Raw genomic sequence first — 25,238 nt, 5'->3', positions numbered from 1 at the left:
ATTGTGAAATTTTGTGCGGTGTTTTGTTTGGTAAATGTAAAAATTTTGTTTTGAGAAATTTAAATTTTCGATTGGATAAATTTGTAATCTTTGGATTGAGATATCTAAAATTCCAATTCTTTGAGATTTAAAAGGGATTAAAGAATTTAAAAGGGTTAAAAAATAGGGGGGGGCTAAAGCTTAAAAATCTTTAAAAACTCTCAAAGATTTTAAACCCCCAAAGGGTTTTTAAATTTAGAAAGTTTTATAAATTTGGTTTGGTAAATTTAAAATTCGGTTGGATAAATTTAGAATTCCGGATTAAGTAGATCCAGAATTCTAGATAATTTAAAGAATTTAAAAAATCTTTAAAAACCCAAAGGGCTTTTAAAGATTAAAATATTTTAGAATTCAAATTATAGATTAGAACTCAAATTTAACATTTGCTATACCATTGATACCTTGGCGTTTTCCCATATGTCCAAAGGCACCTAGATCTACGCTAAAGCCTTTATTGTTATCGATAGTTACACCAGCTTCTAGCATAGTAGATGCGCCTCTTAGCGTAGGTGAATCCACAGCAAATCCAGCCGCATACACATCTCCACTACCTTCAAACTCATAATCCAGAGCCACCCCAGCATAAGGTGTGATTTTGAAGTTATCTTTAGGGTCTAAATCTAGCTTATATCTACTACCAGTTAGTAGCCTATGAGATTCGACAGCTTCAAATACATATGGTATATGCATAATCTCTATCTCATCACCAGCTAAGCGAGTATATAGATATTTAGCATATAACTCAATAGCTTTATCATCTTTTCTAAACTCATATCCAGCACCTAGATGATAGCCAATGTAGTTTGTATTCATATGATATTTAGCATGATTTCCAAAGCCATCATTCATATAGATATTCTCATATCTATTGTAGTTTCTACCATATCTAAAAGAGGCTTCTACATATGGCCTAGAGCTTAGAATGCTACCAAAGTCATATCTAGCTAGCAAACCAGCACCGATATATCTACTATCACCATCACCTCTTATCTCGCCATTACCAAAGTCATTATAGGTGCTATACCAGTTTTTACCCATTTCGATAAAAGGCCCTATAGTTAGTTTGCCATCATCGGTATATTTACCAGCAGCCGCACCAACTATTAGGCTAATACCAGTTGATCTGACATAAGAGCCAGTTTTTATCTTGCTTGATCCACCCATTGAAGAGCCAAATGGAGCTACCACAGCAGTTCCAGCACCAGCAGTAGCCATATTTACATAAGTAGAAGCAGCAGCAGACTCTATACCTTTACCAGCGGTATTTTCAGAAGCTATAGATATAGTAGCCGCACCAGCTACTAGACCTTCACTTATAGTTTTTGTCTCAGGTGTTATGCCTGTTATTTTTGCTTCAGCAGGTTTGGTAAGGTCGCTTTTATCTATCTCTACTTTATAGGTTACTGCACCACCTTTTACGGCAGTTACATCTACACTATTTGCTTCGCCTTCGATTTTAGCATTGCCCTGTGTTTGAAATAGCTTTAGCGTATCACCATGATTGAAGTTATCTTTTACTTTTAGTTCAGCGCTAATAGTAGTGCCACCTACATCTATTGAGCCGTTTGGGCCGATAGTTACAGCCGCATCACCAGCACCTAGATTGCCTACTGCTATATTGATGTTTTGAGCACCATTGGTTTTACCTCCTAAGGTTACAGGGTTTTTAGTATTTATATTTAGGGTATTTCCACTACCACCATTGCTAGTGGTATCACCTACTTGGATATTACCAGTTACTTTAGTAAGGTCGCCTGATAGGGTTATTGTGTTGTTGCTACCTTGAACCTTTTGTGTTGCTTCATTATAACCACCATAGATATTACCATCTACATTGCCATTAGCAGTTATTTGGTTGCCACTAGTTTGGCCATTAGGATCTTTAGTTTGACCGCCGATGATATTTCCTTGGGTATTACCATCTATATTTATAATGTTATTACCAGCTGAACCACTATCTGTTTTACCACCGATTACATCACCACCTACACTACCAGCTACACTTATGTTGTTGTTTTCAGCGCCGGTTTTACCATCACCACCGATTACATTGCCACCTACGCTACCACCGATAACTATATCATTGCCACTAGCTACAGTAGTATCACTTTTACCGCCAGTTACATTACCGCCTACGCTACCAGCTACGCTTATATTGTTGTTTTCAGCGCCGGTTTGGCCTTCACCACCAGTTACATTACCGCTTACACTTCCGCCGATGGTTATATCGTTTTTATTTGCGGTGCCTTGGGCACTTTGGCCACCAGTTACATTGCCTGTTACGCTTCCAGCTATGGTTATATTATTATCACCAGCATCAGTGTTACCTATACCACCGATTACATCACCACCTACGCTACCACCGATGATTATATCGTTTTTATTTGCGGCACCGGCATCGCTTTGGCCACCGATTATTGCTCCGGTGCTATTTCCACTGATTAATATATTATTATCACTAGCGCCATCTTTGCCATCACCACCAGTTATATTGCCAGTGGCATTTCCACCGATGGTTATATCGTTGTTATTTGCGCTGCCTTGGGCACTTTGGCCGCCGATTACTGCTCCAGCGCTATCTCCACTGATTAATATATTATTATTACTAGCATCAGTGCTACCTACACCACCAGTTATACTAGTATTAGCACTTACACTACCAGCGATATTTAATTCGTTATTATTTGCGGTGCCTTGAGTGCTTGTAGCACCAGTAATTTGTGTAACTTGTGATATATTGGCATTTTGGCCTATAGTTATTTTATTGAAATTTGCTGTGCCATCTTGTGCTATGCTACTACCACCTGTTATATTTCCTATTATTTGAGCTGTGTCATTTATAGTTACTTCGTTACTATTTGCTTCTCTCGCATTGCTTCCGCCACCAGTGATATCGCCCTTAACAACGGCATTGCCACTGATTGTTACACTATTTTCACTAGCTGCGATACCACCACTATCTACATTTCCAGCTGTAACTTTACCAATTACGGTAGCTGAGTCTATTATTATATTATTTCTTGATGATTCACCTTGTTCCGCATCTCCGCTAAAAACGCTACCTTCTACTGTGGCTCCGCTATTGATTATTACATTATTGTCATTTGCTGTGCCTTTTCCAGGAACCCAACCAGCAGCCAAGACATTACTTTTTTTTACTATTGTTCCTTCTCCGGATATAATTAGGTTATTACCACTTGCACTGCTAGTGCCATCACCAGTAGGATTATTAACTTTTGCGGCGGCTATATCAAATTGATGAACATTTGATCTACCAGTTATTGTTAATGTATTGTTATCAGCTTTTTTATTTCTTACATTGCCCCCAGTAATGGATTTACCATATTGATAAGTAACGGTAGTTCCACCATCTATAATTACATTCTTGCCAATTATATTATCATCACGGCTAAAGTAAGGATTGAAACTGCCATTTATTGTTTGGCCGCTTACGGTACATGTGTTGCCATTTTCTGTACCAGGGCTACAAGCAGCTGATAAATTGACAGAGCATAAGATACTAATTGTAATTGATGAGAGTAGGATTTTGGAGTTATTCATTTTACACTCCTTTTAGAAAAAATAGGGGGGGGTAGTAGCAGAATTTGCTACTATAGTAGCTATAGCGCCTTTCATTTTTTCTCCTTATTTAGTAAAATTTGGGCGGAATTATATAAAAAATTTACTTATTTTTAAATTAAATATAAAAAAAATTATTTTTTAATAAGGATTAAAAGACAATTTTTTCTATTTGAATTTAAAATCTTTTATTTGATTTATGGGTGTTTAATGCTGTTAAAATTTGGTATTGATTTTAAAGATTTAAAAGTATAGAATTGTAAAAATCAAAAAAAGTGATAAAATGGATAGAGAAAAATATATAGAGCTGTATTCAAGCCCACGAATAGATAGCTATAGTAGCATTGATGAGCATGAAGCAAACTTCGAAATGCTAGGCAGAATAGCGCCGAAGCTAGCTAAAATAGAAATCATCATTAGAAATAGAATTGATAGAAAAATGTGCGAAAAAAATCGACATTGGATCTTTGATTTGACAGATAGTATAGGGCTAGATGATGATAAAGGTAGGATAAAAGAGCATGATATTTTGGTTTCTAGGCAGAGTTTTGGATTTTGGATAAGGGTGGTGGAGCATTATAAAATCCATAGTTGTGCGTTTGATAAAGAGTTTTTAGATGGGTTTTCTTTTAAAAAATATTATGAGAAAAATAAAGAAAGGTTAAATAAAATACCGCTTAGCAACTACCAAAAGGCTTATGGTATATTGCTACTTACAAAAAGTATTAGAAATAGAGCTTTTCATTTTGAAAATTTATTGAAATTAAGGGCGTTGGGGGTTCCTAGATTGTCTGTTAGGGTGGATTTTAGCAAAGAGAAATTTTATTATTTTAATATTAAGCCAAATATGATTATTCAATATTTAGATGATATTTTACAAAGTTTTGATAAGGAGTTGAGCTAAAAGAAAATGGGGGAAAAGTATCCCCCCCGAAATCAAGGTAGCATTATACTAAAAAATGCTTAAATAGTGATAAAATCATAGATGTCGCTTTCCGTAAATCATCTAAATTATAGCGTAATTTTGCTACTATCGCCAAAACGAGCAAATACGCATCAAGAAATTAAAATTAAATTTATGATTTTGATTAAATAGCGGTTATATCGTTGTTTGATGAGTTTTTTTAAGGTTTGCGTGGGTATCCTTTGGGGTGAAAATAACTGAAATGAAATGGTATCAGATGAAAGCTTAAATTAATTCTAAAAACCGATTTTTATGGCTTTTTTGGTGATTTGTGAAAGTTTAAGAAAAGTATTGAAATGGGGGATTGGTGCCTAGGGGGAGACTTGAACTCCCGACCTCCGGCTTATGAGACCAGCGCTCTAACCAGCTGAGCTACCGAGGCACAAAGGATTATGGTGGCTCTAACAGGACTTGAACCTGTGACCCCCACCATGTCAAGGTGATGCTCTACCAACTGAGCTATAGAACCTTTGGTTAAAAAGATTGTGATTATACAAATTCAAGCCTTAAATTTGTATAAAATTTAGGCTTGAATTTGAAATTTATACTAAATTTGCTTTGACTACCATCGCATAAAGTATAACAAACATTATGATTGTTGGAATTTCATTATAAAATCTAAAGAATTTTCCGCTTTTTTGACAGCGATTTTCTTTAAATTGCTTTAAAAAATAGCCAAGGCTAAAATGATATAGCACCAAAAGCACAGCGCAAAGCAGTTTTATATGGAAATAGCCTTGCTTGATTAATTCGGGTTTGGCGCTAAGTAAGATAAATAGTCCAGAAGAGATGGTGAGTATCATCGCTATCCAGCCGATACCATGAAATAGCTTTGATTCTTGGATTTTTACCACATCGCAAAAGCCTTTATCGGCGATATGCTCGGCGTGATAGACAAATAGTCTTGGCAGGTAAAAAAGCATAGCCATCCACGATATAAAGGCGGCGTAGTGTAGCCATTTGATCCATAAGTAGGTTTGGAATTCCATATTTTCTCCTTAAAAATTTTTGGAAGTCTAGCATATGATTTATAAATAAATTTAAATATTTTTTAAAATCATATCTTTTCTGTTTTGATACTCTTCGTAGCTTATGGCGCCACTTTTGTATAATTGATATAATTTTTCTATATTTTCTAGTTTTTTGCCATAGCCAATGCCACGCTCTAGGGATTCTATATCATTGATTCTAGCTATCCAGCGATGGATCAAAAAGGCATCAATGAGCCACCACACAAGCCAAATAGCCAAAAATATATATCCGATTAAAAATACCGCCGTAGCGCTACCAAGCCAAAATAACCCAAGTTGTAAAAATCCGCTAAAAAGCTTACCACAATAAATTCTATGTCCGCTAAAAGCAGATAGGAAAAACCAGAGCAAATATGCTATATAGACATTGCGACCCATTTAAGCCTTTTTCTTTAATATTATAGTTTGGATTAGGATGATTGCTACGCCTAAATTTATCATAATATCAGCGAAGTTGAAGACAGCAAATTCAAACCACTTATGCCAAAATATATAATCCACAACTCCAGGATGGATAAATCTATCAAAAATATTAGAGCATCCACCACCTAAAATGAGAGCGATGCCAGCAGTGTGTGATCTCAAAAGCTCTTTTTGGCCTAGTAGATATCCTAATAAAAGGGCGATTAAGGCTAGTTGGATATACTTTAAATTCGCCCCCAAAAAAGAGAACATAGAAAAGGCCACACCTTTATTATAGACAAGTACCAAATCAATAACGCTACTATGGTATCTAAATCCATGTAAAAATAGCCATTTTATAAGCTGATCAATGGCAAAAACGAAGGCAAAATAGCCTAAAAATCGTAAAATTACCCTACTCATTTAAAGCTTTTATAAAGAATTTTTCTACCTCTTCCATCTTTTTATTGACTAGGTATTCATCTTTGCCTTCAAGAAGCAGTCTAATCAAATTCTCTGTCCCAGAGTAGCGAAAGAGTGAGCGAATATGAAGCTTATCAAGCTCATTTTCTAGATCTTTTATACCTTTTATCTCATCTAATGGGCGTTTATGTGAGATTTTTAAATTTAGCAATTTTTGGGGATATGGTTTGACCTTGCCAAATATTTCACTAGCTTTTTTACCGCTTTTTAAGATACAAGCACTAACTTGAAGTGCTGATACAAGGCCATCGCCAGTCTTTGAAAAATCGCTAAATATAATGTGGCCACTCTGTTCGCCGCCGAAATTTATCCCATTTTCTTTCATCAATTTTAAGACATATTTATCGCCGACATTTGAGCGTTTAAGGGTGATTTTGCGTCTGCTTAGATAGTCATCTAAGGCGGCGTTGCTCATGATGGTTGAGACAATCTCTTTTTTAGATAGCATATTGTTTTCATCTAAATAAGTAGCTAAAATTCCTAGCAAAGCATCGCCATCGACGACATTTGCCTTATCATCTACAACCACAAGTCTATCAGCATCGCCATCAAAGGCAAATCCGATATCGGCTCTTAATTTTTTGACTTCCATTGCTAATTTTTCGGGGTGTAAGGCTCCGCAATTTTCATTGATATTAGAGCCGTTTGGATTGTCATTTAGGACTATTATCTCGGCGCCTAACTCGCTAAATACCGTAGGTGCGACTTTATAGGCAGCGCCATTGGCTACATCTAAGACAACTCTTAGGCCTTTTAAAGTAAGCTCTTTTGGGAATGAATTTTTGATATGGACGATATAGCGACCTATGACATCATCGATTCTTTTGGCGCTACCGATATCTAGGCCTGTTTTTTGATTGTGTTCTATCAAATTTGAATCAAAATATATCTCTTCGATATCTTTTTCATCCTTTTCATCTAGTTTATTTCCACTAGCATCAAAAAATTTAATTCCATTATCATAAAATGGATTATGGCTAGCACTTATCATTATACCAGCGTCACAACGCATATCTTCGGTTAAAAATGCGATTGCGGGGGTTGGCATTGGGCCTATTTGGACTACATCATAGCCAACGGCTGTAAGGCCGGCGACTATGGCGGTTTCGATCATATAGCCACTTTTTCTAGTATCTTTGCCAACTAAAATTTTGTTTGTTTTAGAGTGCGCTCTAAAGTATATCCCAGCTGCCATCGCTAGGCGCATAGCGGTCATGGCGTCTAGCTTTTGACCAGCTAGGCCTCTTACTCCATCAGTACCAAATAGCTTCATTCTATCCTCATTATTGTGAATTTAAAACGCATTTTACCTAAAAATATTAAACTATTAAAATGTTATTAAATTTAATTAAATTAAAAGATACTTAAATTCAGTTATAATTAATAATATTTTGGTATAATTTCAGGCTAAAATATTTGAAAAAGGTATCTTATGGCAAATCATAAATCTGCTGAAAAAAGAGCAAGACAAACTATCAAAAGAACAGAAAGAAATAGATTTTACCGCACAAGACTTAAAAATTTAACAAAAGCGGTAAGAGTTGCAGTAGCTAATAACGATAAAGAAGCGGCTTTAGTGGCGTTAAAAGATGTTAATAAAAGCTTCCATAGCTTTGTAAGCAAAGGCTTTTTGAAAAAACAAACCGCTTCTAGAAAAGTTAGCCGCTTAGCAAAATTAGTAAATACATTAGCTGCCTAAGCTAGTTTATGCTCGCACAAAAACTCCGTCCATTTATAGATCGCTTTAGTGAAATAGAGAATTTACTAAGCGATCCAGCAGTCATCAGCGATATAGATCGCATGACTAAACTCTCAAAAGAACAGCGAAATTTAGAACCGATTAAAGAGGCTAGTGATAGGTATCTTAGTATCTTATCAAGTATCGAAGAGAATCGTGAATTATTAGGCGATCCAGAGCTAGGTGAGTTGGCTAAAGATGAGCTTAAAACGCTTGAGCCAGCGCTTGAGAGATTAGAAAATGAGATTAGAATTCTACTTATCCCAAAAGATCCAAATGATGATAAAAATATATTTTTAGAGCTTAGAGCTGGCACGGGTGGCGATGAGGCGGCTTTGTTTGTTGGGGATTTGGCAAATGCCTATATGCGTTATACGGAGCAAAGGGGCTATAAATTCGAAATTGTAAGCTCTAGCGAGGGAAGTGCTGGTGGATTTAAAGAGATTATCTTGCTTATTAAAGGCGAGGGGGCATATTCAAGGCTGAAATTTGAGGGTGGTACTCATAGAGTTCAGCGTGTGCCAGAAACTGAAAGCCAAGGCAGAGTCCATACATCGGCTATCACTGTGGCGATTATGCCTGAAGTCCAAGATAGCGAGATTATAATTAATGAAAACGATCTTCATATCGATGTTATGCGTAGTAGCGGCCATGGTGGTCAGAGTGTAAATACCACCGATTCAGCTGTGAGAATCACGCATAAGCCAACAGGCTTAGTAGTCGTCAATCAAGATGGCAAAAGCCAACATAAAAATAAAGAAGCGGCGATGAAGGTTTTGAAAGCTAGATTATATGAGATGCAAGAAAAGGAGCGTCTAGCAGCTCAAAGCCAAGAGCGCAAAGAGCAGGTGGGCACCGGCGATAGAAGTGGGAGAATTCGCACCTATAACTATCCACAAAATAGGATTAGCGATCATAGGATAAATTTGACTCTATATAGGCTTGATGCGATTATGGCGGGTGGATTGTTTGATGAGATTATCGATCCATTGATAGCTGATTATCAAGCAAATGCTATAGCTAATGCTGGGTTATGATGGAGATTATACTTTTAGCGATTGCTCTTTCTATGGATAGTGCGGCGCTTAGTATTGCGAATGGTGCTAAGTGTGGGAATTTGAATTTATTTAAAATTAGTAAAATTGCCTTTATATATGGATTTTTTCAAGCTTTTTTATTGCTTATTGGTTATTTTTTGGGTTTTAAATTTGTAAGTTATGTGGAATTTGTAGATCACTATATAGCGTTTTTTATCTTAGTATTTTTGGGTATTAAGATGATTAGAGAGTCTAGGGCTAATCTAGAGTGTAGTATGGATTTGAGCTTAAAACTGTTAATTATCGGTGCTATAGCTACTAGTATTGATGCGTTGGCTGTAGGTGTGACGCTTGGATTTAGTGGTGGTAGTGTATTGTTTAATTCGATTATAGTTGGACTAGTGTGCTTTGGGATTTGCGTTGGGGCTGCATATATCGGCAAGTATCTTGGTGAAACTTTGGAGAAAAAGGCGTTTATCTTGGGTGGTGTTATCCTTATAATTATCGGATTTAAGATTTTGTTATCTCATATTTTTGATTTAGATGCTTAGTTGATATAGGCCATTTTTGATCTTTTTTATAACCCTTTTTTGGGTTAGTAAATTTATGGTATCAATGGCCGTTGGTTTGCTGATATTTAGCGTAGCGCATAGCTCTTTTATAGTGTATTTAAATCTCTTATCATCATCTAAATTATCTATGATAAACTCTATAATTTCTGATTTTTTATCCCCTAAAATCATACAAATAACACTTTTATATAGAGCTATATTATCCAAATTTATCTCCATTAATCTTTTTTATACATTATATCTAAGTTTGGATTATATTCGCTTGTTTGGATATCAAAAAATCCTAGCATAGTGTGAAAAATATTATCATGCGAAAAGCTATTATCTTTTAATATTTTTAAGCTCTCTAGCTGATTTTGATCTTTTAGCCATAGTAGTGCGGGGACTTTGGTTTGAAAATCTGGTGCTAAGAAATATGGGGCGCCATGAAGGTAAATGCCATTTTCTCCAAGGCTCTCGCCATGGTCGCTAACATAGAATAATCCGGTTTGCATATCGCTTTGTTCTAGCATATCTACTATTTGATTGACTATATAATCTGTGTATAAAATTGTGTTATCATAGGTATTTACTATCTCTTCATAGGTGCAGTTTTTAAGCGTAGCGGTATCGCAAGTCGGGCTGAATTTAGCAAATTCTTTTGGATATCTTTTGAAATATGTAGGTCCGTGGCTACCTTGGAGATGGATTACTATAAAGCTACTCTCTTTGGCATTTTGAATTCTATTTTGTATCTCTTCAAGCATAACGCCATCATAGCTATCGCCGCCAAAATTTTTGGTATCTTTTAAGCGAGCGCAGACGCCTTTGCAATATCCAGAGTTATTTCCTATCCAGCTTACTTTTATCCCAGCAGTCTCTAAGACATCTAGTAAATTTCCGCTATTTTGGGCTATATCAGCGGAGAAATTATCTCTATTTAAATTCGAAAACATACAAGGCAAGCTTATGGCAGTCGAGGTCCCGCATGATCTAAACTCAGAAAAGCTTAAAAGGCCATTTTCTTTTGAGTATGGATTTGTATCGTATTTATCATATCCATTTAGTGAGTAGTTGGCTGCCCTAGCAGTCTCACCAGCTACAAAGACAAATAGCTTTTTTGTCTCTTTTGTCTGTTTAGCATCAAGGCCAATTGGATTAAATTCAGCCTTTGGTGATAGAGATTTTATATATTTGTAGCTTGAGTATAGTGGATAAAATGGGGTTGTGTAAAATCTTATTTGATTGTAATTTCTAAAAAATGGGATATAATCTTTGCTTAAAATACCAAAAAGAGAGCCAAAAACTACTAATGAAGAGATTATGAGTATGGTGCGATTTTTTAAGGCTGTTGGGATATTGGTTTTGGTTATTTTGACTTTTATTATCAAAAATACAGCCACAATGGCTAAAAATATCCAAAATATCATATTTAAATTTAATAGATCTTGAACCTCTTTGGCGTCTGTTTGAAGGGCGTTTCTTATCATTTCGCTATCGATGATTACCGAGTAGGCATTCATAAAATAGGCTCCAACAACGCCAACGATGGTTAAAAATATTGCTAAAGCTTTTGTGATATAGGGCAAAAATATTAAGCCAAATACAAATACTATTAACGAGTAAAATAGTATCGGTAAGGTTAATAAAGTAGAGATATTTTCAGAGAAATTTAAATTTTCAAACCCAAAAGCAAAAAAATTATAATTTAATGCTGTGATAAATAGGGCAAAATATAGGATAAATTTGTTTGAAGTCACTATAATTTCCTTTGATTAAGATTAAAAGGTGTGAATTATAAAACTAATTAGTAATTTAATGATAAAGATATGGTTAATAATTGTAAATTTTAAAAAATATTTTAAAATTTGAATTATAATGAGATTAAAAAAGGATTAAATTTGAGATTGATTTCGTGGAATGTCAATGGGCTTAGGGCTGTTGTAAATAAAGATGGATTTTCGTGGCTTGGTGAGTATAGGCCAGATTTTTTAGCTTTACAGGAGATAAAGGCAAGCGAGGATAAAATCCCAGCTGAAATTTATAATCTAGGATTTGAGAATATCTCTGTAAATTCAGCTAAAAGAGCGGGGTATTCGGGTGTGATGAGCTTATCAAATTTAAAAACACAAAATCTAAAATCGCAGTTTTTTGATGATGATGAGGGTAGAGTTTTGGAGCATAGATTTGATAATATCCATCTTTTTAATATATATTTCCCAAATGGTCAGCAAGGTGATGAGAGACTAGGGTATAAGATGGATTTTTATGATAAATTTCTAGCTTATATCAATGCTTTGGTTAGTGAGGGCAAAGGGGTGATATTTTGCGGTGATGTAAATACCGCTCATAAAGAAATTGATCTAAAAAATCCAAAGGCTAATGCTAAAACAAGTGGATTTTTGCCTTGTGAAAGGGAGTGGATAGATAGGGTTGTTGAAAGTGGATTTATAGATAGTTTTAGGTTTATAAATGGCGATGTAAAAGATGCATATTCTTGGTGGAGTTATAGATTCAATGCACGGGCTAAAAATATTGGTTGGCGGATTGATTATTTTTTCATTAGTTCAAATTTGAAAGATAAGCTAAAAGACGCTTTTATACTAGGTAGCATCGATGGTAGCGACCATTGCCCTGTAGGGATCGATATAGATTTATAAGGAGAGATTATGGATAGTGTGGTTGTAGTTATAGATATGCAAACTAAGCTTTTAAGAGTGATGAGTGATGAGAATTTGGTGGCTAATAGCGTTAAATTCTTAAAAATTGCTAACGAGCTAGGGTTAAAAATAATCGCTACCGAGCAGTATAAAAAGGGTCTTGGCGATACCGATGAGCAGATACTAAATTTGATAAACTCTAAGGTATTTGAGAAACTAGAATTTTCAGCATTTAACGCTATAAAAGATGAAATTTTAGGGTTTAAAAGCGTGATTTTAATCGGCGTAGAAGCTCATATTTGTGTATATCAAACGGCTTTGGATCTTATCCAAAATGGCTTTAATGTAACGCTCATTGATGAGTGCGTGGGTAGTAGAGATCCGCAAAATAAAGCCTTAGCCTATTTAAATTTAAAAGAAGCAAAGGTAAAATCAGCTGAAATGGTAGCCTTTGAGTTACTTCAAAGTGCTAGCCATCCAAGCTTTAAGGCTATTTCTAGTTTAATCAAATAGCCTAATCCATATCGTAGCTATCCTCTTCATCTTCATCATCGTATGAGTAGTCGTTTTCATCATAGTTGTAGCTACGATGGCTATCTTTGTAGCCATCATCGTAGTCATCATAATCATTATAATCTAGATCTTCATCTAAGTCATCATCATATATTTTAGACACTTTTTTCTCCTTTGTAGATTTGAATTTTTGGTATGGATTCTATATATAGACTTCTGCTAGGGAAAGCGAAACTCGCATCATCATATCGCTCTACTATCTCTATTATTTTTAGCATTACATCCTCTTTGGTAGCTAAATACTCGCCCCAAATCACGCTTTTGCTAAAGCAATATATCAAGATATTTATAGAGTTATCGCCAAACTCATCAAGCACTACAAAAAGATTGCTCTTATATCCATCTAGGTCATCGACTGAAACCATACTTTGGCGATATTTTATCCGTGCGTCATTGCTATTTAGGGCACTATCTATACCGCTTTTAGCGATGCCAGGGTGATTTAAAAGCATCTGTTTTATATCATTTATACAATTTTGGATACTCTCTTTGCTTGTAGTGTAGCTTAGGCCGACTTGCATTTTGATTTGGCGGCCGACTTTGCGGCGATTCCAGTTTTTGATATTTTCGCTCATGATTTTTGAATTTGGTACAAATACCAAGGCATTATCAAAAGTCCTAATAGTGGTTTTTCTAAGTCCGACTTCTACTACGGTACCTTCTATCCCAGCACAAACTATCCAATCGCCTTGACTAAATGAGCTATCAAAAAGCAGTAAAATCGAAGCAAAAAAGTTGGCTATAATATCCTTTGTTGCTAATGCTACGGCTAATCCGCCGATACCAAGGGAGGCGATAATGGTGCTGATATCAAAGCCAATTTTGCTTAAAATTACCAAAATTGTAATGAGAATAACGATGAAATATAGGACTTTAATTATAAGATTTATCACCTCTTTTCGGCCTGATTTTTGGGCGATTTTGGATAATAGCATTATGCCATATCCATCAAGGGCGCCTATCACAAACCACGCTATAACCACGCTATAAGCGATATCGAAGTAGTTTTTTATCTCTATATTTATGGTGGAAGGATAATAGGCAATTATCAAAGATAAATTTAAAGCATAAATAATAAAAAATGTAAATACCGGTAGCCTGATAGCAGCTACAAACTGCTCTTTAAATTGATTTTGTGTATTTTGATAGCGTGATAAGATGGTGATAAATATCCTATAAAGCAAAAGTGAGGTTAGTCTTGGTATTAAGATAAAAAATATACAAACTAAGATTATAATCACTATTTTGCCGATATTTATAGAATTTGAGTTGAGGTTTAGAGATGAGTTTATCTTGTCAATTACGCTTTGTAAATTTAGGCTAGTTAGTACAAAATTGCTATCAAATAGTTCAGAGTTATCCTTTAAATAGTTGAGAATTTCGCTATAAGTTTGCCTTTTTAGCTCTAAGGCGTCTATATCATCTTTATAAATTTGAGTTTGGTCTTGGCTTAGGGCTTTTATCTCTTGGTAGTTTGAGATTTGAATTTGAGTTATAGCATCTATCAAGGCTTCATCTGGGGTTTGGTCGTAGTCTTTGAAGGCTGTTGAAATTTGAGATAGAGTTAGGTAGTAAATTTTGTCTAAATTTATAGATGCTAAATTTATTTGAGTTTTGATATAGTGATTAGAGCTAGGCTGATATTTTCTAAGCTCTTTATTTAGTACTTTTATGTATGAGTTTATCTGCGTTTGATTGAAGTCGCTACTGCTAGTTATAAGTGCTGGTAGGCTCTTGATAAGGCTATCTTTTTCTTTTTGTAGAATGGATATCTCATCATTAATGCTAGCATTTTGCTCTTTTATTATGGTTAATTGAGAATTTAGCGATATGATTTTATCACTTACGCTAATTAGCTCATTTGATAATAAGATATTACAAAATAGATTAAAAATCAGTAAAAATTTGAGAGTAAATTTCTTCATAGTTGATGCTTTTTTCTAATAATTTAAAGCTTTTTGTAGTGTCATCATAGTTGTATAATTCTCCTGTTTCTATAATGTAGTGCCAGCCATATAGCTTTAGCTCTTTGGCTTTGAGTTTGTCTATTACGCCTGGGAAGGTCATGATATTTTGAAGTGAGTTAATGATATTTAGCCTTTCAGTTACCCAAGCTCTTTTGGCTGGTGTGATATCTTTGTCTTTTAAAACTTCAGTTTTGATATTTTCAATTATCATAAGCCACTTTTTGACAACTGGGGTATTAGCTAGTTTATCATCGCTTTGATATAGTGCCTCACAGCCACCGCAGTTGCTATGTCCGCAAACTATGATATTTTTAATCCCTAGAGTATGTATCGCATACTCAATAGCAGCCGTTGTAGCCAAAAATTCATCTACTAATCTATAATGCGGGACTATATTTGCGATATTTCGCACGACAAATAGCTCACCTGGCAAGGTATTGGTAATCAAATTTGGGACAACTCTAGAATCAGAACAACCGATAAATAGCGTGTGTGGCGCTTGTTTTTTGCTTAGATGTTCAAATAGCTCTTTGTGCTCTATGAAGTTTTCTTCCATGAATTTAACTGCGCCATTTATTATATTGTGATGCAAATTTGCTCCTATTATTCTATATTATTTGGCAATACCGGCCTAGCTAATAGATAGCCTTGCGCATAGTCTATGCCTAGATTTTTGACAATCTCTAAAATTTGTGGAGTAGAGACAAACTCAGCCACAGTCTCATAGCCTTGTCGTTTGGCAAATTCTACAATAGTCATGACAACGCTTTGAGCATTTTTGTCAAATGGTAATTTGGATATGATGGAGCCATCTATTTTGATATAATCTATATTTAATTCAAGCATTCTATAGTAGTTAGAATACCCACTACCAAAGTCATCAAGACTAAGCTTACAACCATAATTTTTAATCTCTTGGATAAATGGATTTATCGCATCATAGTCATCTACGCCTTCGCTTTCTAGAATTTCTATAGTTAGGTTTGTTGGGTTTGAGCATAGGCTTAGTTTGTGTAAAAAGAGATTTTTGACCGGTTCATTTAGCATATCTACGCTTGAGAGATTGATAGAAAATCTCTTTTGATCCCCAAATCTCTCTAAAAGCTCAAAAACTCTATTAATAACTTGCTTAGTAAGTGCTAGATATAGCGAAGTTAGCTTAGCTACGCTTAAAAATTCATTAGGATAGTGAATTTGGTTTTGTTGATCTAGGATACGGATTAAGACCTCATAAGAGCTGATTGTAGGCTTAGAGGATCTAATATCAAATATCCCTTGACATTCGACAATTACTCTATTTTCATTTAAGGCGTATTGGATTAGCCTTGTTACGGTGGCGTTTTTTTGGTAGCTTTTTTCTATTATATTATCATGGTTATAAAAGCTAAAATCTAGCTCTTTTTCTTTGGCTTCTTGAGCTGCTAATATCCCTTGGGTTAATCTATTTAAGCTTGGTTTATCGCTATTGGAGCTAATGCCTATGGTGATTGATATATTTGGTAAGACTTCAAATCCATCTTCTGTTTGGATGGTGATATTTTTGGATTTGAAATATTCTAAAAGATATTTTATATCTTTTTTGATATTATCGCCTTTATACCAGATACAAAACTCATCAAGTTGCATTCTATATGCTGATGCGTCGATTCTATAGGTTTTTATAGCTAATTTGATGGAATTTGCTATAGCTATAAATATCTTATCTATCATATCAGACCGATAAAAAAATCTCAAATTCGCAAAATTTGCAATCATAAGATATATCAATACACCATTTTGATTATTTTTGATAGCGTCATTTAGCGCACTAAGGTTTCTTAATCCTGTGAGATTATCTATATTTGAGCTCTCTTGGAGTTGGGAGTTTTTGAAATTTAGCTCTTTTCTTATGAGTCTTTCTTTGGTTATATCTCGTTTTAAGATTAAAGCGCCATTTATATCGTTGAATTCATCGAGCATTGGGATGGCTACTATATTTTCATAGATCAATACTCCATCGTTTGATTTGCTTACAAATTCATTATATGATTGAACCTCTTTGGTTTGGCTGACATCATCGAAGATATCGATACCTTGCATATTCATATTTAGGGCACTTAGCTCTTTGCCTATTATTTTGTGTGGTTTAATATTTGTAGCGTGGGTAAATGAGTCATTGACGCTAGAAATTTTGCCAAATTTGTCTAGGATTATTATTTGATTAGGATTGCTATCTATTAGATATTTTAGCTGTTTGAGCTTGAGTTTGCTAGCTTTATATAAAGAAGTTAGGGTGCTATTTCTACCTACTATAAATATAACTATCATCAGCAAAAATGCCGAGCTAATGATGATGGCGTATATAGCTGAGTTAAAATTCTTAATAGAGCTATTTAAAAGATCTTGAATTTGACGCTCTATATGTAGATTGTAGTTTTGGATTTGTAAATTTGGGATTGAGATTAGGCTATCATTGACGCTTTGTATCATGGATAAAAAGTGATAGTCAAACTCTGATTGCTTTTTGCCGATTAAATCAGTTAAATATAGATCAAATTTATCTCTATCAAAATCATTTAAAAATCTTGAATTCATCAGCAACGCATACGCCTTGCTCATCTCTTTTATATCTGTGGTATTGGAAAGATTTTTGTTTAGCTCAACTAAATTTTTGGATATATCTTGGCGAAGTATGTAGTAGTTGCGGATTATATCTATTTGACTTTTGATTTTGGTATTTAAATTCTCTAAAAGCAAAAGATTATCAATCTTATAAAATAGCTTTTTGCTTGCAAAATTTGAGTTTATTTTGTCTAATAGAATATTGATTTTATCTATGCTATCTTCGCTTTTATCCATTGTTGTGTGGATATTTTGAAGGTCAATTTGTAAAAATAGCTCTTTATTTAATCTTTTAAGCTCATAAAAATCATATAGTCTTTCATCTGCTTTTAGCAGGACTCTACCAGTTTCTATAATAAAATATAGATACGCAAATGCAAAAAACAGCATTATAATTTTTAAAAAATTCATCATCAAAATACTATAACTTTCACGCAAGTGGCGATGCTCTCACTGATCTCATCACCTTTTGCTAGGTTTATTATCTTGTTTTTTATCTCATCTTTTGTGTAGTTTTGGCCGCTAATCTCTAAATGCCAGGCCAAATTCTCTACCATATCATCTAAGCTTCTTGTGGCAGTTCTATTCTCATTTATAATTTTGGATTTGAATTTGATATTTTTGGTTTTTAGAAACTCTTCAAGCTTAGCTATAGGTGCTGACATATCGGGTCTATTGGAATTACTATTAAAAAGCTCTAATAAATTTGATTTTCTAGGCTTGAGCCAATTCATATATATATGCTTACTAGCAAGGTTATAAAATATCTCAAAATCCTCATCGCTCCTAAGTGCGGGCGACATAGTCAAAAATGCTATATCAAATTTGCGATCTTTGATATCGGTTATTTGGTTATTTGCGGTTTGTATGTTGGTTATATTGTGTTCTTTGGCGCTTAAACTTAAAATCTCAAGCATAGAATCACTGATATCTAAGGCCAAAACGCTCTTACTCATTTTGGCTAAATGTAAGCTATATACACCAGTTCCAGCACCTATATCAATTACGCTTTTATCAGCAAAGCTAACCCCACACTCATCCAAAAAAGCGAAAAATTCCGCCTCAAATGGACGCATAATGGGGCTAAATTTAGGATATGTTTTGGACTTTTTATTCCAAATTTCACGCATATAATTACCTTGGGATTGTTTGCTAAATTTTATCAATTTTTGCTTTAAATAAATTTAAGTCAAATCAGATATAATTTTACTCCCAAATTTTTAAGGAGAAAATATGATGAGATTAGGTTTGATTTTGGCATTTTTATTAGCTATATTAAACGCCAAACCCGTAGTGAGCGCTACTATCTTGCCTGTTGAGTATTTTATCGAGCAAATAGGCTCTAATAGCGTAGAGATCACCACCATAGTCAAGGCAAACGCCGATCCGCACTCATTTGAGCCAAAGGTAAGTGATATGAAAAAGCTAGAATTTAGCGATCTATTCTTTGCTGTTGGGATCGAGTATGAAGGGGTTTGGCTACCTAAATTTAGCAAAGCATATCCAAATTTAAAGATTATAAACACTCAAGCCAATGCTCATACGCCACAAGACCACGATAATCACGATGGCCACGATCACGAAGATGAAGAGCATCACGGCGATCACGATGGCCACGATAATCATGATCACGAAGAGTTTGATACTCACATTTGGCTAGATCCTATACTGGTAAAAGACCAAGCCAAGATAATAGCCCAAGCATTAAGCGATGAGTATCCGCAAAATTCTCAAATTTATAGCCAAAATTTGGATAAATTCAATCAAGAAATTGATAAATTAGATAGCTATATAAAAGATAGTTTAAAAGATTTAAAAAATAGAAAATTTATGGTTTTTCACCCTTCGTGGGGATATTTTGCTAAGCGATATGATCTAACTCAAATAGCGATAGAATCAGGTGGTAAAGAGCCTAAACCAGCTGCTTTGGCTAGATTGATTAAAAGAGCTAAGGATGAGAATATCAAAGTTATTTTCATCTCACCAGGATTTAGCAAAAAATCAGCCGAGCTTATAGCTAAGCAGACAGGCGCAAAGCTAATCGAGATTGATCCACTATCAAAAGAGTGGCTAGAAAATATGTATAAAATTGCTGATATCTTCAAAAGTTCATTATGAAAATTCAGATTGAAAACTTAAGTTTTGGCTATGATGATGGCTATATATTTGAGAATTTAAATTTCAGCTATGATAGCAAAGATTTTCTAGCAATTATTGGGCCAAATGGTGGCGGTAAAAGCACGCTTTTGCGTTTAATGCTTGGCATTTTAGAGCCTAAATCTGGTAAGGTTAGTATAGACTCTAAATCTCCTAAGTTCTCAAAAGAGCTAATAGGCTATGTCCCGCAATACATTCCGGTTAATAAAACCTTTCCTATGAGTGTTTTGGAGGTGGTGTTGATGGGGCGGCTTCGTGGTGGGCTATTTAAATTCTACTCAAAAGCTGATAAAAATATGGCTATGCAGGCTTTGGAAATGGTCGGTATGAGAGAGTTTAGCTCTAGGGGGATTGGGGCACTTAGTGGCGGCCAAAGGCAAAGAGTATATATAGCAAGAGCCTTAGTAAGCGGGGCTAGGATCTTAATGCTAGATGAGCCAACGGCCAGTATCGATACGCAAGGCCAAGCTCAAATTTATTCTGTATTAAAAGAGATAAACCAATCAAATGTAGGAGTAATTGCCATTAGCCACGATATAAATATGGCTATTAATTTTGCCTCTAAGGTCGCTTATGTGAGTAATGGTAGTGTGGTGCTTCATGATATTTCAAATTTAGATAATAGAGATTTTATAAGCCATCTTAGCAAGGATCATACGCATTTTTGCGATGTTGAGTTGGCGCTTAATAGCTGTGGTTGCGATAAGCATAAGGGGTGAGAGTTGGAGATTTTAAGCTTTAGCTTTATGCAAAATGCTATTTTGGCTGGGATTTTGGTTAGTATAGCTTGTGGGGTGATTGGCTCATTAATTGTGATAAATAAGATGACTTTTATCGCTGGTGGCGTAGCTCATGGGGCTTATGGTGGGATAGGAATTGCCTTTTATTTTGGTTTTTCGGCTCTGTTTGGTGCGGCTGGATTTGCTGTGGCGATAGGGCTTTTAATAGCCTTTATAAGTAGCAAAAATCGTGATAGGATAGATAGTATAATAGGTGCGATCTGGGCATTTGGGATGTCTGTTGGGATAATTTTTGTCGATCTTAGCCCTGGATATAATGCTGATTTGATGAGCTATCTTTTTGGTTCTATTTTGGCTGTTAGCACAGAAGATCTGATATTTATGAGTGTTTTGGATACTGTTTTTGTCTTATTTGCTTTATTGTTTTATACTCAAATTTGTGCTTTTTGCTTTGATAGTGAATTTGCTAAATTGCGTGGGATTAATGTAGGGTTTTTATATTATTTGATGAGTCTGCTTATCGCACTTTGTGTGGTTAGTACTATTAGTGTTGTGGGGCTTATTTTGGTGATTGCTTTGCTTAGTATTCCGCCTTATATCGCAGAGAAATTTAGCCCAAATTTGGCTATAATGATGGTTTTATCGGCGATTTTATCGGCGATTTTTATCTTATGCGGATTGATACTTAGCTGCTATTTTGACCTTACTAGCGGTGCGGCGATAATAGCAGTAGCGACTATAGCGTTTTTTATCGCAGAGTTTTGTAAAAGAGGATAGTTAAATCCTCTCTATCATATCTTTTAGCGATTTTTCATCTAGCCATTGGGTGTTATTATCAGAGCGATACTCAAATTCGCTACCAACGCTATAGCCCTTTTCTCCAAGCTTATTAATAGCAAAATCAGCCTGTTTATCATAAAATTTGATAGATGGCATAATAACATAATGATCGCTAAATTCCAAGCTATGTAGGGCATCATCGGCACTTATCATAATCTCATGTAGCTTCTCACCTGGTCTAATACCAATTATTTTAGTAGGTAAATTCGGTGCCAAAGTAGCAGCTAAATCTGTGATTTTCATAGATGGAATTTTAGGTATAAATAGCTCTCCGCCTTGCATTCTTTCGAAATTTTTAAGGACAAATTTAACCCCATCTTCAAGCGTAATCCAAAATCGAGTCATTCTCTCATCTGTGATAGGTAGCTCCTTAGCGCCATTTTCTATGAGTTTTTTAAATAATGGAACGACCGAGCCCCTAGACCCAACTACATTTCCATATCTTACAACACTAAATCTAGTTGGCGCTAGGCCTACGATATTATTAGCAGCGATAAAGAGCTTATCGCTAGCTAACTTTGTAGCACCATATAAATTTACTGGATTACACGCTTTATCTGTGCTTAGAGCAATTACCTTTTCTACTCTATTTTTGATAGAGGCGTTTATAACATTTTGAGCGCCATGGATATTTGTCTTGATACACTCCATTGGGTTATACTCAGCTATTGGTACATGCTTCATAGCAGCAGCGTGGATAACAAAATCCACACCATTCATAGCGGTATTTAATCTACTCTCATCTCTTACATCGCCGATGAAATAACGCATAATAGAGCTATTAAATTCTTGAGCCATTTCATATTGTTTTAGCTCATCTCTTGAGTAGATTATTATCTTATTTGGCTTATAGTTTTCTAATAAAATTTTGGTATATTTTTTACCGAAGCTACCAGTTCCGCCTGTGATGAGAATATTTTTATTGTTAAACACGCAATGGCTCCATTATTAATGCATTTTGATAGGGACGACTTTTTTAACTGGGATGGCTTTTAATTCATAAGTTTTGCCATCGCTAAATGTTAAATTTAGATCCACATTTTGGTTATTAATATCTTTATTTAAGCCAATTAACATTATATGTAATCCACCTGGCTTTAAATCTACCTTAGAGTTGGCTGGGATTTTGATGCTTGGGATTTGGATCATCTGTTTCATACCATCTTGCGTGATATGAGTGTGAAGTTCGCTTACTTTGCTTACATTGCTACTAGCTGAAACTAGCTCAATATCTTTAGAATCTTGATTTTCGATACTCATAAAAGCGGCGCTATTTTTGGCGTTTGGTGGGGTCTCTTTGATATATTGTTTGGTGATTAGAATTTGGGCATTTAAGCTAATAGCAACTGCCGCTGAGGTTAGAATATATCTAAACATAAAATATCCTTTGTTATTGAAATAAGCTCAAAATTATACAAGAATTTAAATTAATTTTCAACCGATTTGGATATAATTTCGCACTTAAATATTAAATTACTTGAAGGTTAAAATAGTGAAAAAATTACTAGTTTTATTATTAACAGCTATCTATTTATTTGGTGGTGAGTTAGAAGATCTATATCTAAAAGGTGGTATAAAAGCCGTCCAAGACAAAATAGAAAAAAATTTACAAAGCCCAAAATATTGGAGCGATAGCTTAAAAGATAAGGATTTAAGATATGGCTATCACGACGATAAAAGCAGGTTAATTATAGTAGCCGATAAAACAGCTAAAAATATATCAATTAACCAATATGAAAATGGCAAGATAAAAGAGCTTCAAAATAATGAGATGATTACTGGATTAATGGGTGAAAAGCTATTAGAAGGGGATTTGAAAACCCCAGTTGGCGTATATGATATTACACGCAGATTTACCCCGCCTACTACATATTATGGGCCAGTGGCATTTAGCTTATCTTATCCAAATTTATATGACAAACTTCGCAAAAGAACAGGCAGCGGTATATGGATACACGGATATCCTATGGAGGGCGATGTAAGAGAAAATGAGCTAGAGACTAAAGGTTGCTTGGCTATGAAAAATGATATTTTAGAAAATTTTGAAGATATCGTCCAAAACAACAAAGCCATAGTAATCATAAGCGAAAAGGGCGCACCAAAATCCAATAGAGATGATATAGCGGTGATTTTGGCTGAGTTATTTGCGTGGAAGGATGCTTGGACTAAGAGTGATTTGGATAGATATATAGGATTTTATCATAGTGATTTTCGCCGTTTTGATGGGATGAAGTTGGCTGAATTTACTCAGATGAAAAAGAGAGTTTTTAGCAAAAATGAGAGCAAAATAATTGAATTCCAAAACTTCAATATAACTCCATATCCAAATACAGATGATAAAAATATATATCGTGTAAATTTCAGCGAAAAATATAGAGCCGATTCATATAACTTCAATGGTGATAAAACTCTATATGTAGAAGTAGCGGATAATAAGATGAAAATTTTAGTAGAGGAGTAAAATATGGATGAAAAAGAGCTAGTAAAAAAACAGATTGAAGAGTTTTTGGCCGCTAGGGGGAGATTTTTTGAAGTTTTGGATGCGAGTGTGCCTAAAAAGGGAAATAGCACGGCTTTTGACTTTGATGCTTGTAATGAACCAAGTCTAAAAGCACTATATAAAGAGTTTTACGCATATGATTATGCCATAAGAAAGATGCTACCACATATCTATAAAAAATTTGATTTGAGCTTTAATGTCTGAGATTTTACTCTCAAAGAGTGCTTATACTCACAATCTAACTCAAATAGCTAACAAAATTGGCTCCAAAGATAGAATCATCGCTGTATTAAAAGACAATGCTTATGGGCATGGGGCGCTTTTGATGGGTAAGATCGCTAGTGAATTTGGGATTAAAATAGCTTGCGTGAAGAGTGAGTTTGAAGCAAAAGAGCTATCAGAATTATTTGATCATATAATTGTGCTTTCTCATCTACCAAATGGCAATGAGAGCGGTGAGTTTATCTATGCTATTAATGAGCTTAGAGCCTTAGAACTCATCAAACCCAAAACCCAAATTCACCTTGCTATCGATACTTTGATGCATAGAAATGGCATTAATATAGATGAAATTGAAGAAGCGATTAATATCATTAAAAAGCGAAATTTAATCTTAAAAGGTGCCTTTACTCATTTTAGAGCTAGTGATGAGCATGGTGGGGATTACTTTGTACAAAAAGATAATTTCAATACCGCCAAAACCAAAATCAAAAAGCTTTTTAAAGGTGAGTTGATATTTCACTCTCACAACTCAGCCGCAATTGAGAGAAGTGCAGATATAGGCGATGAGTATGTCCGTGCTGGAATGGCGCAATTTGGGTATTTTGGATTTAATGATAGCTTAGGGCTAAAAAGGGTGCTTAGTCTCTATGCTGATCGCATAAGCTCTAGAGTCCTTCACACCGGTCAAAGCGTGGGCTATGGCGGGACATTTACGGCTACAAGTGATATGAATATCGCTACATACGATCTTGGCTATGGCGATGGGTTGCTTCGTTATAACGGCAAAGGCGAGTTATATTTAGCTAATGGCAAACCTATCTTAGGCAAGATGTCTATGGATAGCTTTAGCTCTATAGATATGGGTGAGAGAATCTGCGTATTTGATAATGCTGATATTTGGGCGGAATTTTTTGGGACTATTAATTATGATATTTTAGTCAAACTTAGCCCTACGATTACTAGAAGAGTGGTGGAGTGATTGTTTAAATTTTTAGATTTAGATTATTAAATTTTTTAGACTAAGCAAATTTAGATTAACCAAATTTTGGTTAATAAATTTCAGATTATTAAATTCAAATCAATTTTTTTAGATTAAACAAACTAAATAATTTTAGATTAAGTGATTTTTTAGATTAATAAAATTCTGTTATTTA

Annotated in this window: 26 protein-coding genes and 2 tRNA genes; 12 read left to right on the top strand and 16 right to left on the bottom strand. The window is 34.8% G+C overall.

Features of this window, described 5'->3' with window-relative positions; genetic code table 11:
* Positions 1–402: 402 nt before the first annotated feature.
* Complete coding sequence (locus tag CLAN_RS07165) at positions 403–3,600, bottom strand: autotransporter domain-containing protein (RefSeq protein ID WP_100590932.1); 3,198 nt, start codon at positions 3,598–3,600, stop codon at positions 403–405.
* A 301-nt stretch (positions 3,601–3,901) separates the two neighbouring features.
* Between CLAN_RS07165 and CLAN_RS07160 the strand changes: the two genes are divergently transcribed.
* Positions 3,902–4,522: a hypothetical protein gene (locus tag CLAN_RS07160; RefSeq protein ID WP_100590931.1), complete on the top strand. Its 621-nt coding sequence runs from the start codon at positions 3,902–3,904 to the stop codon at positions 4,520–4,522.
* 365 nt (positions 4,523–4,887) lie between these two features.
* On the opposite strand, the gene CLAN_RS07155 is transcribed toward CLAN_RS07160, so the two are convergent.
* From CLAN_RS07155 to glmM, 6 genes are all read right to left on the bottom strand, one after another.
* Positions 4,888–4,964: transfer RNA gene (locus CLAN_RS07155), tRNA-Met, on the bottom strand.
* 11 nt (positions 4,965–4,975) lie between these two features.
* A tRNA-Val gene (locus CLAN_RS07150) sits at positions 4,976–5,051 on the bottom strand.
* Between the two features lie 73 nt (positions 5,052–5,124).
* A complete protein-coding gene (locus CLAN_RS07145; RefSeq protein WP_096016725.1) occupies positions 5,125–5,571 on the bottom strand; it encodes a CopD family protein in 447 nt (148 codons plus the stop codon).
* A gap of 51 nt (positions 5,572–5,622) precedes the next feature.
* Positions 5,623–5,991: an NINE protein gene (locus CLAN_RS07140; RefSeq protein WP_096014288.1), complete on the bottom strand. Its 369-nt coding sequence runs from the start codon at positions 5,989–5,991 to the stop codon at positions 5,623–5,625.
* Positions 5,992–6,438, bottom strand: coding sequence for a signal peptidase II (gene lspA, locus CLAN_RS07135; protein ID WP_096025367.1), 447 nt, complete (start codon positions 6,436–6,438; stop codon positions 5,992–5,994).
* The gene (glmM, locus tag CLAN_RS07130) at positions 6,431–7,771 is read right to left on the bottom strand and encodes a phosphoglucosamine mutase (protein ID WP_100590930.1); all 1,341 of its coding nucleotides are present in this window, start codon (positions 7,769–7,771) and stop codon (positions 6,431–6,433) included. The genes lspA and glmM overlap by 8 nt, the downstream gene beginning before the upstream one ends.
* A 159-nt stretch (positions 7,772–7,930) precedes the next feature.
* Between glmM and rpsT the strand changes: the two genes are divergently transcribed.
* From rpsT to CLAN_RS07115, 3 genes are read left to right on the top strand one after another with little or no spacing between them, the layout of a single operon-like run.
* Complete coding sequence (gene rpsT / locus CLAN_RS07125) at positions 7,931–8,197, top strand: 30S ribosomal protein S20 (RefSeq protein WP_100590929.1); 267 nt, start codon at positions 7,931–7,933, stop codon at positions 8,195–8,197.
* An 8-nt stretch (positions 8,198–8,205) separates the two neighbouring features.
* Entirely contained in the window at positions 8,206–9,273 is a 1,068-nt protein-coding gene (gene prfA / locus CLAN_RS07120; protein ID WP_096015558.1) for a peptide chain release factor 1, read from the top strand.
* The gene (locus tag CLAN_RS07115) at positions 9,273–9,824 is read left to right on the top strand and encodes a manganese efflux pump MntP (RefSeq protein ID WP_100591061.1); all 552 of its coding nucleotides are present in this window, start codon (positions 9,273–9,275) and stop codon (positions 9,822–9,824) included. Before prfA ends, CLAN_RS07115 begins: the two co-directional genes overlap by 1 nt.
* Here CLAN_RS07115 and CLAN_RS07110 read toward each other — a convergent pair.
* Together CLAN_RS07110 and CLAN_RS07105 are read right to left on the bottom strand one after the other, a co-directional pair.
* Positions 9,813–10,052: a replication/maintenance protein RepL gene (locus CLAN_RS07110; RefSeq protein ID WP_167368949.1), complete on the bottom strand. Its 240-nt coding sequence runs from the start codon at positions 10,050–10,052 to the stop codon at positions 9,813–9,815. The genes CLAN_RS07115 and CLAN_RS07110 overlap by 12 nt on opposite strands.
* Positions 10,053–10,063: 11 nt before the next feature.
* On the bottom strand, positions 10,064–11,584 hold the full coding sequence (locus tag CLAN_RS07105) for a phosphoethanolamine transferase (RefSeq protein WP_167368948.1): 1,521 nt from the start codon (positions 11,582–11,584) through the stop codon (positions 10,064–10,066).
* Positions 11,585–11,725: 141 nt separating this feature from the next.
* Here CLAN_RS07105 and CLAN_RS07100 point away from each other — a divergent pair, with 141 nt between their 5' ends.
* Both CLAN_RS07100 and CLAN_RS07095 read left to right on the top strand, forming a co-directional pair.
* Positions 11,726–12,484 carry an exodeoxyribonuclease III gene (locus CLAN_RS07100; protein ID WP_096029841.1) on the top strand — a complete coding sequence of 253 codons (759 nt, stop codon included), beginning with the start codon at positions 11,726–11,728 and terminating at the stop codon, positions 12,482–12,484.
* A 9-nt stretch (positions 12,485–12,493) separates the two neighbouring features.
* Positions 12,494–12,997 (top strand): isochorismatase family protein, encoded by a 504-nt coding sequence (locus tag CLAN_RS07095; protein WP_100590927.1) that lies wholly within the window; start codon positions 12,494–12,496, stop codon positions 12,995–12,997.
* A gap of 1 nt (position 12,998) precedes the next feature.
* Here CLAN_RS07095 and CLAN_RS08300 read toward each other — a convergent pair whose 3' ends face one another.
* Genes CLAN_RS08300 through CLAN_RS07075 form a run of 5 tightly spaced genes read right to left on the bottom strand, consistent with a single transcriptional unit; the run spans position 12,999 to position 18,755 of the window.
* On the bottom strand, positions 12,999–13,160 hold the full coding sequence (locus CLAN_RS08300) for a hypothetical protein (protein WP_167368908.1): 162 nt from the start codon (positions 13,158–13,160) through the stop codon (positions 12,999–13,001).
* A complete protein-coding gene (locus CLAN_RS07090; protein WP_100590926.1) occupies positions 13,153–14,982 on the bottom strand; it encodes a mechanosensitive ion channel domain-containing protein in 1,830 nt (609 codons plus the stop codon). The genes CLAN_RS08300 and CLAN_RS07090 overlap by 8 nt, the downstream gene beginning before the upstream one ends.
* The gene (locus tag CLAN_RS07085) at positions 14,945–15,580 is read right to left on the bottom strand and encodes a carbonic anhydrase (protein WP_100591060.1); all 636 of its coding nucleotides are present in this window, start codon (positions 15,578–15,580) and stop codon (positions 14,945–14,947) included. Before CLAN_RS07085 ends, CLAN_RS07090 begins: the two co-directional genes overlap by 38 nt.
* A 47-nt stretch (positions 15,581–15,627) precedes the next feature.
* Entirely contained in the window at positions 15,628–18,039 is a 2,412-nt protein-coding gene (locus CLAN_RS07080) for an EAL domain-containing protein (protein ID WP_100590925.1), read from the bottom strand.
* Positions 18,039–18,755, bottom strand: coding sequence for a class I SAM-dependent methyltransferase (locus CLAN_RS07075; protein WP_100590924.1), 717 nt, complete (start codon positions 18,753–18,755; stop codon positions 18,039–18,041). The genes CLAN_RS07080 and CLAN_RS07075 overlap by 1 nt, the downstream gene beginning before the upstream one ends.
* 103 nt (positions 18,756–18,858) lie before the next feature.
* On the opposite strand from CLAN_RS07075, the gene CLAN_RS07070 reads away from it, so the two are divergent.
* The 3 genes from CLAN_RS07070 to CLAN_RS07060 are packed head-to-tail and all read left to right on the top strand — an operon-like array spanning position 18,859 to position 21,299.
* Positions 18,859–19,743 carry a metal ABC transporter solute-binding protein, Zn/Mn family gene (locus CLAN_RS07070; RefSeq protein WP_100590923.1) on the top strand — a complete coding sequence of 295 codons (885 nt, stop codon included), beginning with the start codon at positions 18,859–18,861 and terminating at the stop codon, positions 19,741–19,743.
* The gene (locus CLAN_RS07065) at positions 19,740–20,501 is read left to right on the top strand and encodes a metal ABC transporter ATP-binding protein (RefSeq protein WP_100590922.1); all 762 of its coding nucleotides are present in this window, start codon (positions 19,740–19,742) and stop codon (positions 20,499–20,501) included. Before CLAN_RS07070 ends, CLAN_RS07065 begins: the two co-directional genes overlap by 4 nt.
* Before the next feature lie 27 nt (positions 20,502–20,528).
* Complete coding sequence (locus CLAN_RS07060; RefSeq protein ID WP_100591059.1) at positions 20,529–21,299, top strand: metal ABC transporter permease; 771 nt, start codon at positions 20,529–20,531, stop codon at positions 21,297–21,299.
* Here the strand turns inward: CLAN_RS07060 and pseB are convergent, their stop codons facing one another.
* Complete coding sequence (pseB, locus tag CLAN_RS07055) at positions 21,300–22,295, bottom strand: UDP-N-acetylglucosamine 4,6-dehydratase (inverting) (protein ID WP_096014301.1); 996 nt, start codon at positions 22,293–22,295, stop codon at positions 21,300–21,302.
* A gap of 15 nt (positions 22,296–22,310) precedes the next feature.
* Positions 22,311–22,739, bottom strand: coding sequence for a copper chaperone PCu(A)C (locus CLAN_RS07050; RefSeq protein ID WP_096017743.1), 429 nt, complete (start codon positions 22,737–22,739; stop codon positions 22,311–22,313).
* Between the two features lie 115 nt (positions 22,740–22,854).
* Between CLAN_RS07050 and CLAN_RS07045 the strand changes: the two genes are divergently transcribed.
* Genes CLAN_RS07045 through CLAN_RS07035 form a run of 3 tightly spaced genes read left to right on the top strand, consistent with a single transcriptional unit; the run spans position 22,855 to position 25,063 of the window.
* Positions 22,855–23,823 carry a L,D-transpeptidase family protein gene (locus CLAN_RS07045; RefSeq protein WP_096014303.1) on the top strand — a complete coding sequence of 323 codons (969 nt, stop codon included), beginning with the start codon at positions 22,855–22,857 and terminating at the stop codon, positions 23,821–23,823.
* Positions 23,824–23,826: 3 nt separating this feature from the next.
* The gene (gene cmeU / locus CLAN_RS07040; protein WP_096019349.1) at positions 23,827–24,066 is read left to right on the top strand and encodes a CmeU family protein; all 240 of its coding nucleotides are present in this window, start codon (positions 23,827–23,829) and stop codon (positions 24,064–24,066) included.
* Complete coding sequence (locus CLAN_RS07035) at positions 24,059–25,063, top strand: alanine racemase (RefSeq protein ID WP_100590921.1); 1,005 nt, start codon at positions 24,059–24,061, stop codon at positions 25,061–25,063. The genes cmeU and CLAN_RS07035 overlap by 8 nt, the downstream gene beginning before the upstream one ends.
* The last annotated feature ends 175 nt before the right edge of the window (positions 25,064–25,238 follow it).

The sequence above is a fragment of the Campylobacter lanienae NCTC 13004 genome (assembly GCF_002139935.1).
Classification (GTDB): Bacteria; Campylobacterota; Campylobacteria; order Campylobacterales; family Campylobacteraceae; genus Campylobacter; species Campylobacter lanienae.
Note: the sequence above shows the minus strand (reverse complement) of the source record. Positions and strands in the feature narration are given on the sequence as shown.

Bases quoted from the DNA above. Each gene is read 5' to 3' on its own strand.
- CLAN_RS07165 (WP_100590932.1), bottom strand. From the start codon at position 3,600: ATGAATAACTCCAAAATCCTACTCTCATCAATTACAATTAGTATCTTA.
- CLAN_RS07160 (WP_100590931.1), top strand. From the start codon at position 3,902: ATGGATAGAGAAAAATATATAGAGCTGTATTCAAGCCCACGAATAGAT.
- CLAN_RS07145 (WP_096016725.1), bottom strand. From the start codon at position 5,571: ATGGAATTCCAAACCTACTTATGGATCAAATGGCTACACTACGCCGCC.
- CLAN_RS07140 (WP_096014288.1), bottom strand. From the start codon at position 5,991: ATGGGTCGCAATGTCTATATAGCATATTTGCTCTGGTTTTTCCTATCT.
- lspA (WP_096025367.1), bottom strand. From the start codon at position 6,438: ATGAGTAGGGTAATTTTACGATTTTTAGGCTATTTTGCCTTCGTTTTT.
- glmM (WP_100590930.1), bottom strand. From the start codon at position 7,771: ATGAAGCTATTTGGTACTGATGGAGTAAGAGGCCTAGCTGGTCAAAAG.
- rpsT (WP_100590929.1), top strand. From the start codon at position 7,931: ATGGCAAATCATAAATCTGCTGAAAAAAGAGCAAGACAAACTATCAAA.
- prfA (WP_096015558.1), top strand. From the start codon at position 8,206: ATGCTCGCACAAAAACTCCGTCCATTTATAGATCGCTTTAGTGAAATA.
- CLAN_RS07115 (WP_100591061.1), top strand. From the start codon at position 9,273: ATGGAGATTATACTTTTAGCGATTGCTCTTTCTATGGATAGTGCGGCG.
- CLAN_RS07095 (WP_100590927.1), top strand. From the start codon at position 12,494: ATGGATAGTGTGGTTGTAGTTATAGATATGCAAACTAAGCTTTTAAGA.
- CLAN_RS07090 (WP_100590926.1), bottom strand. From the start codon at position 14,982: ATGAAGAAATTTACTCTCAAATTTTTACTGATTTTTAATCTATTTTGT.
- CLAN_RS07085 (WP_100591060.1), bottom strand. From the start codon at position 15,580: ATGGAAGAAAACTTCATAGAGCACAAAGAGCTATTTGAACATCTAAGC.
- CLAN_RS07080 (WP_100590925.1), bottom strand. From the start codon at position 18,039: ATGATGAATTTTTTAAAAATTATAATGCTGTTTTTTGCATTTGCGTAT.
- CLAN_RS07075 (WP_100590924.1), bottom strand. From the start codon at position 18,755: ATGCGTGAAATTTGGAATAAAAAGTCCAAAACATATCCTAAATTTAGC.
- CLAN_RS07070 (WP_100590923.1), top strand. From the start codon at position 18,859: ATGATGAGATTAGGTTTGATTTTGGCATTTTTATTAGCTATATTAAAC.
- CLAN_RS07065 (WP_100590922.1), top strand. From the start codon at position 19,740: ATGAAAATTCAGATTGAAAACTTAAGTTTTGGCTATGATGATGGCTAT.
- CLAN_RS07060 (WP_100591059.1), top strand. From the start codon at position 20,529: ATGCAAAATGCTATTTTGGCTGGGATTTTGGTTAGTATAGCTTGTGGG.
- CLAN_RS07050 (WP_096017743.1), bottom strand. From the start codon at position 22,739: ATGTTTAGATATATTCTAACCTCAGCGGCAGTTGCTATTAGCTTAAAT.
- cmeU (WP_096019349.1), top strand. From the start codon at position 23,827: ATGGATGAAAAAGAGCTAGTAAAAAAACAGATTGAAGAGTTTTTGGCC.
- CLAN_RS07035 (WP_100590921.1), top strand. From the start codon at position 24,059: ATGTCTGAGATTTTACTCTCAAAGAGTGCTTATACTCACAATCTAACT.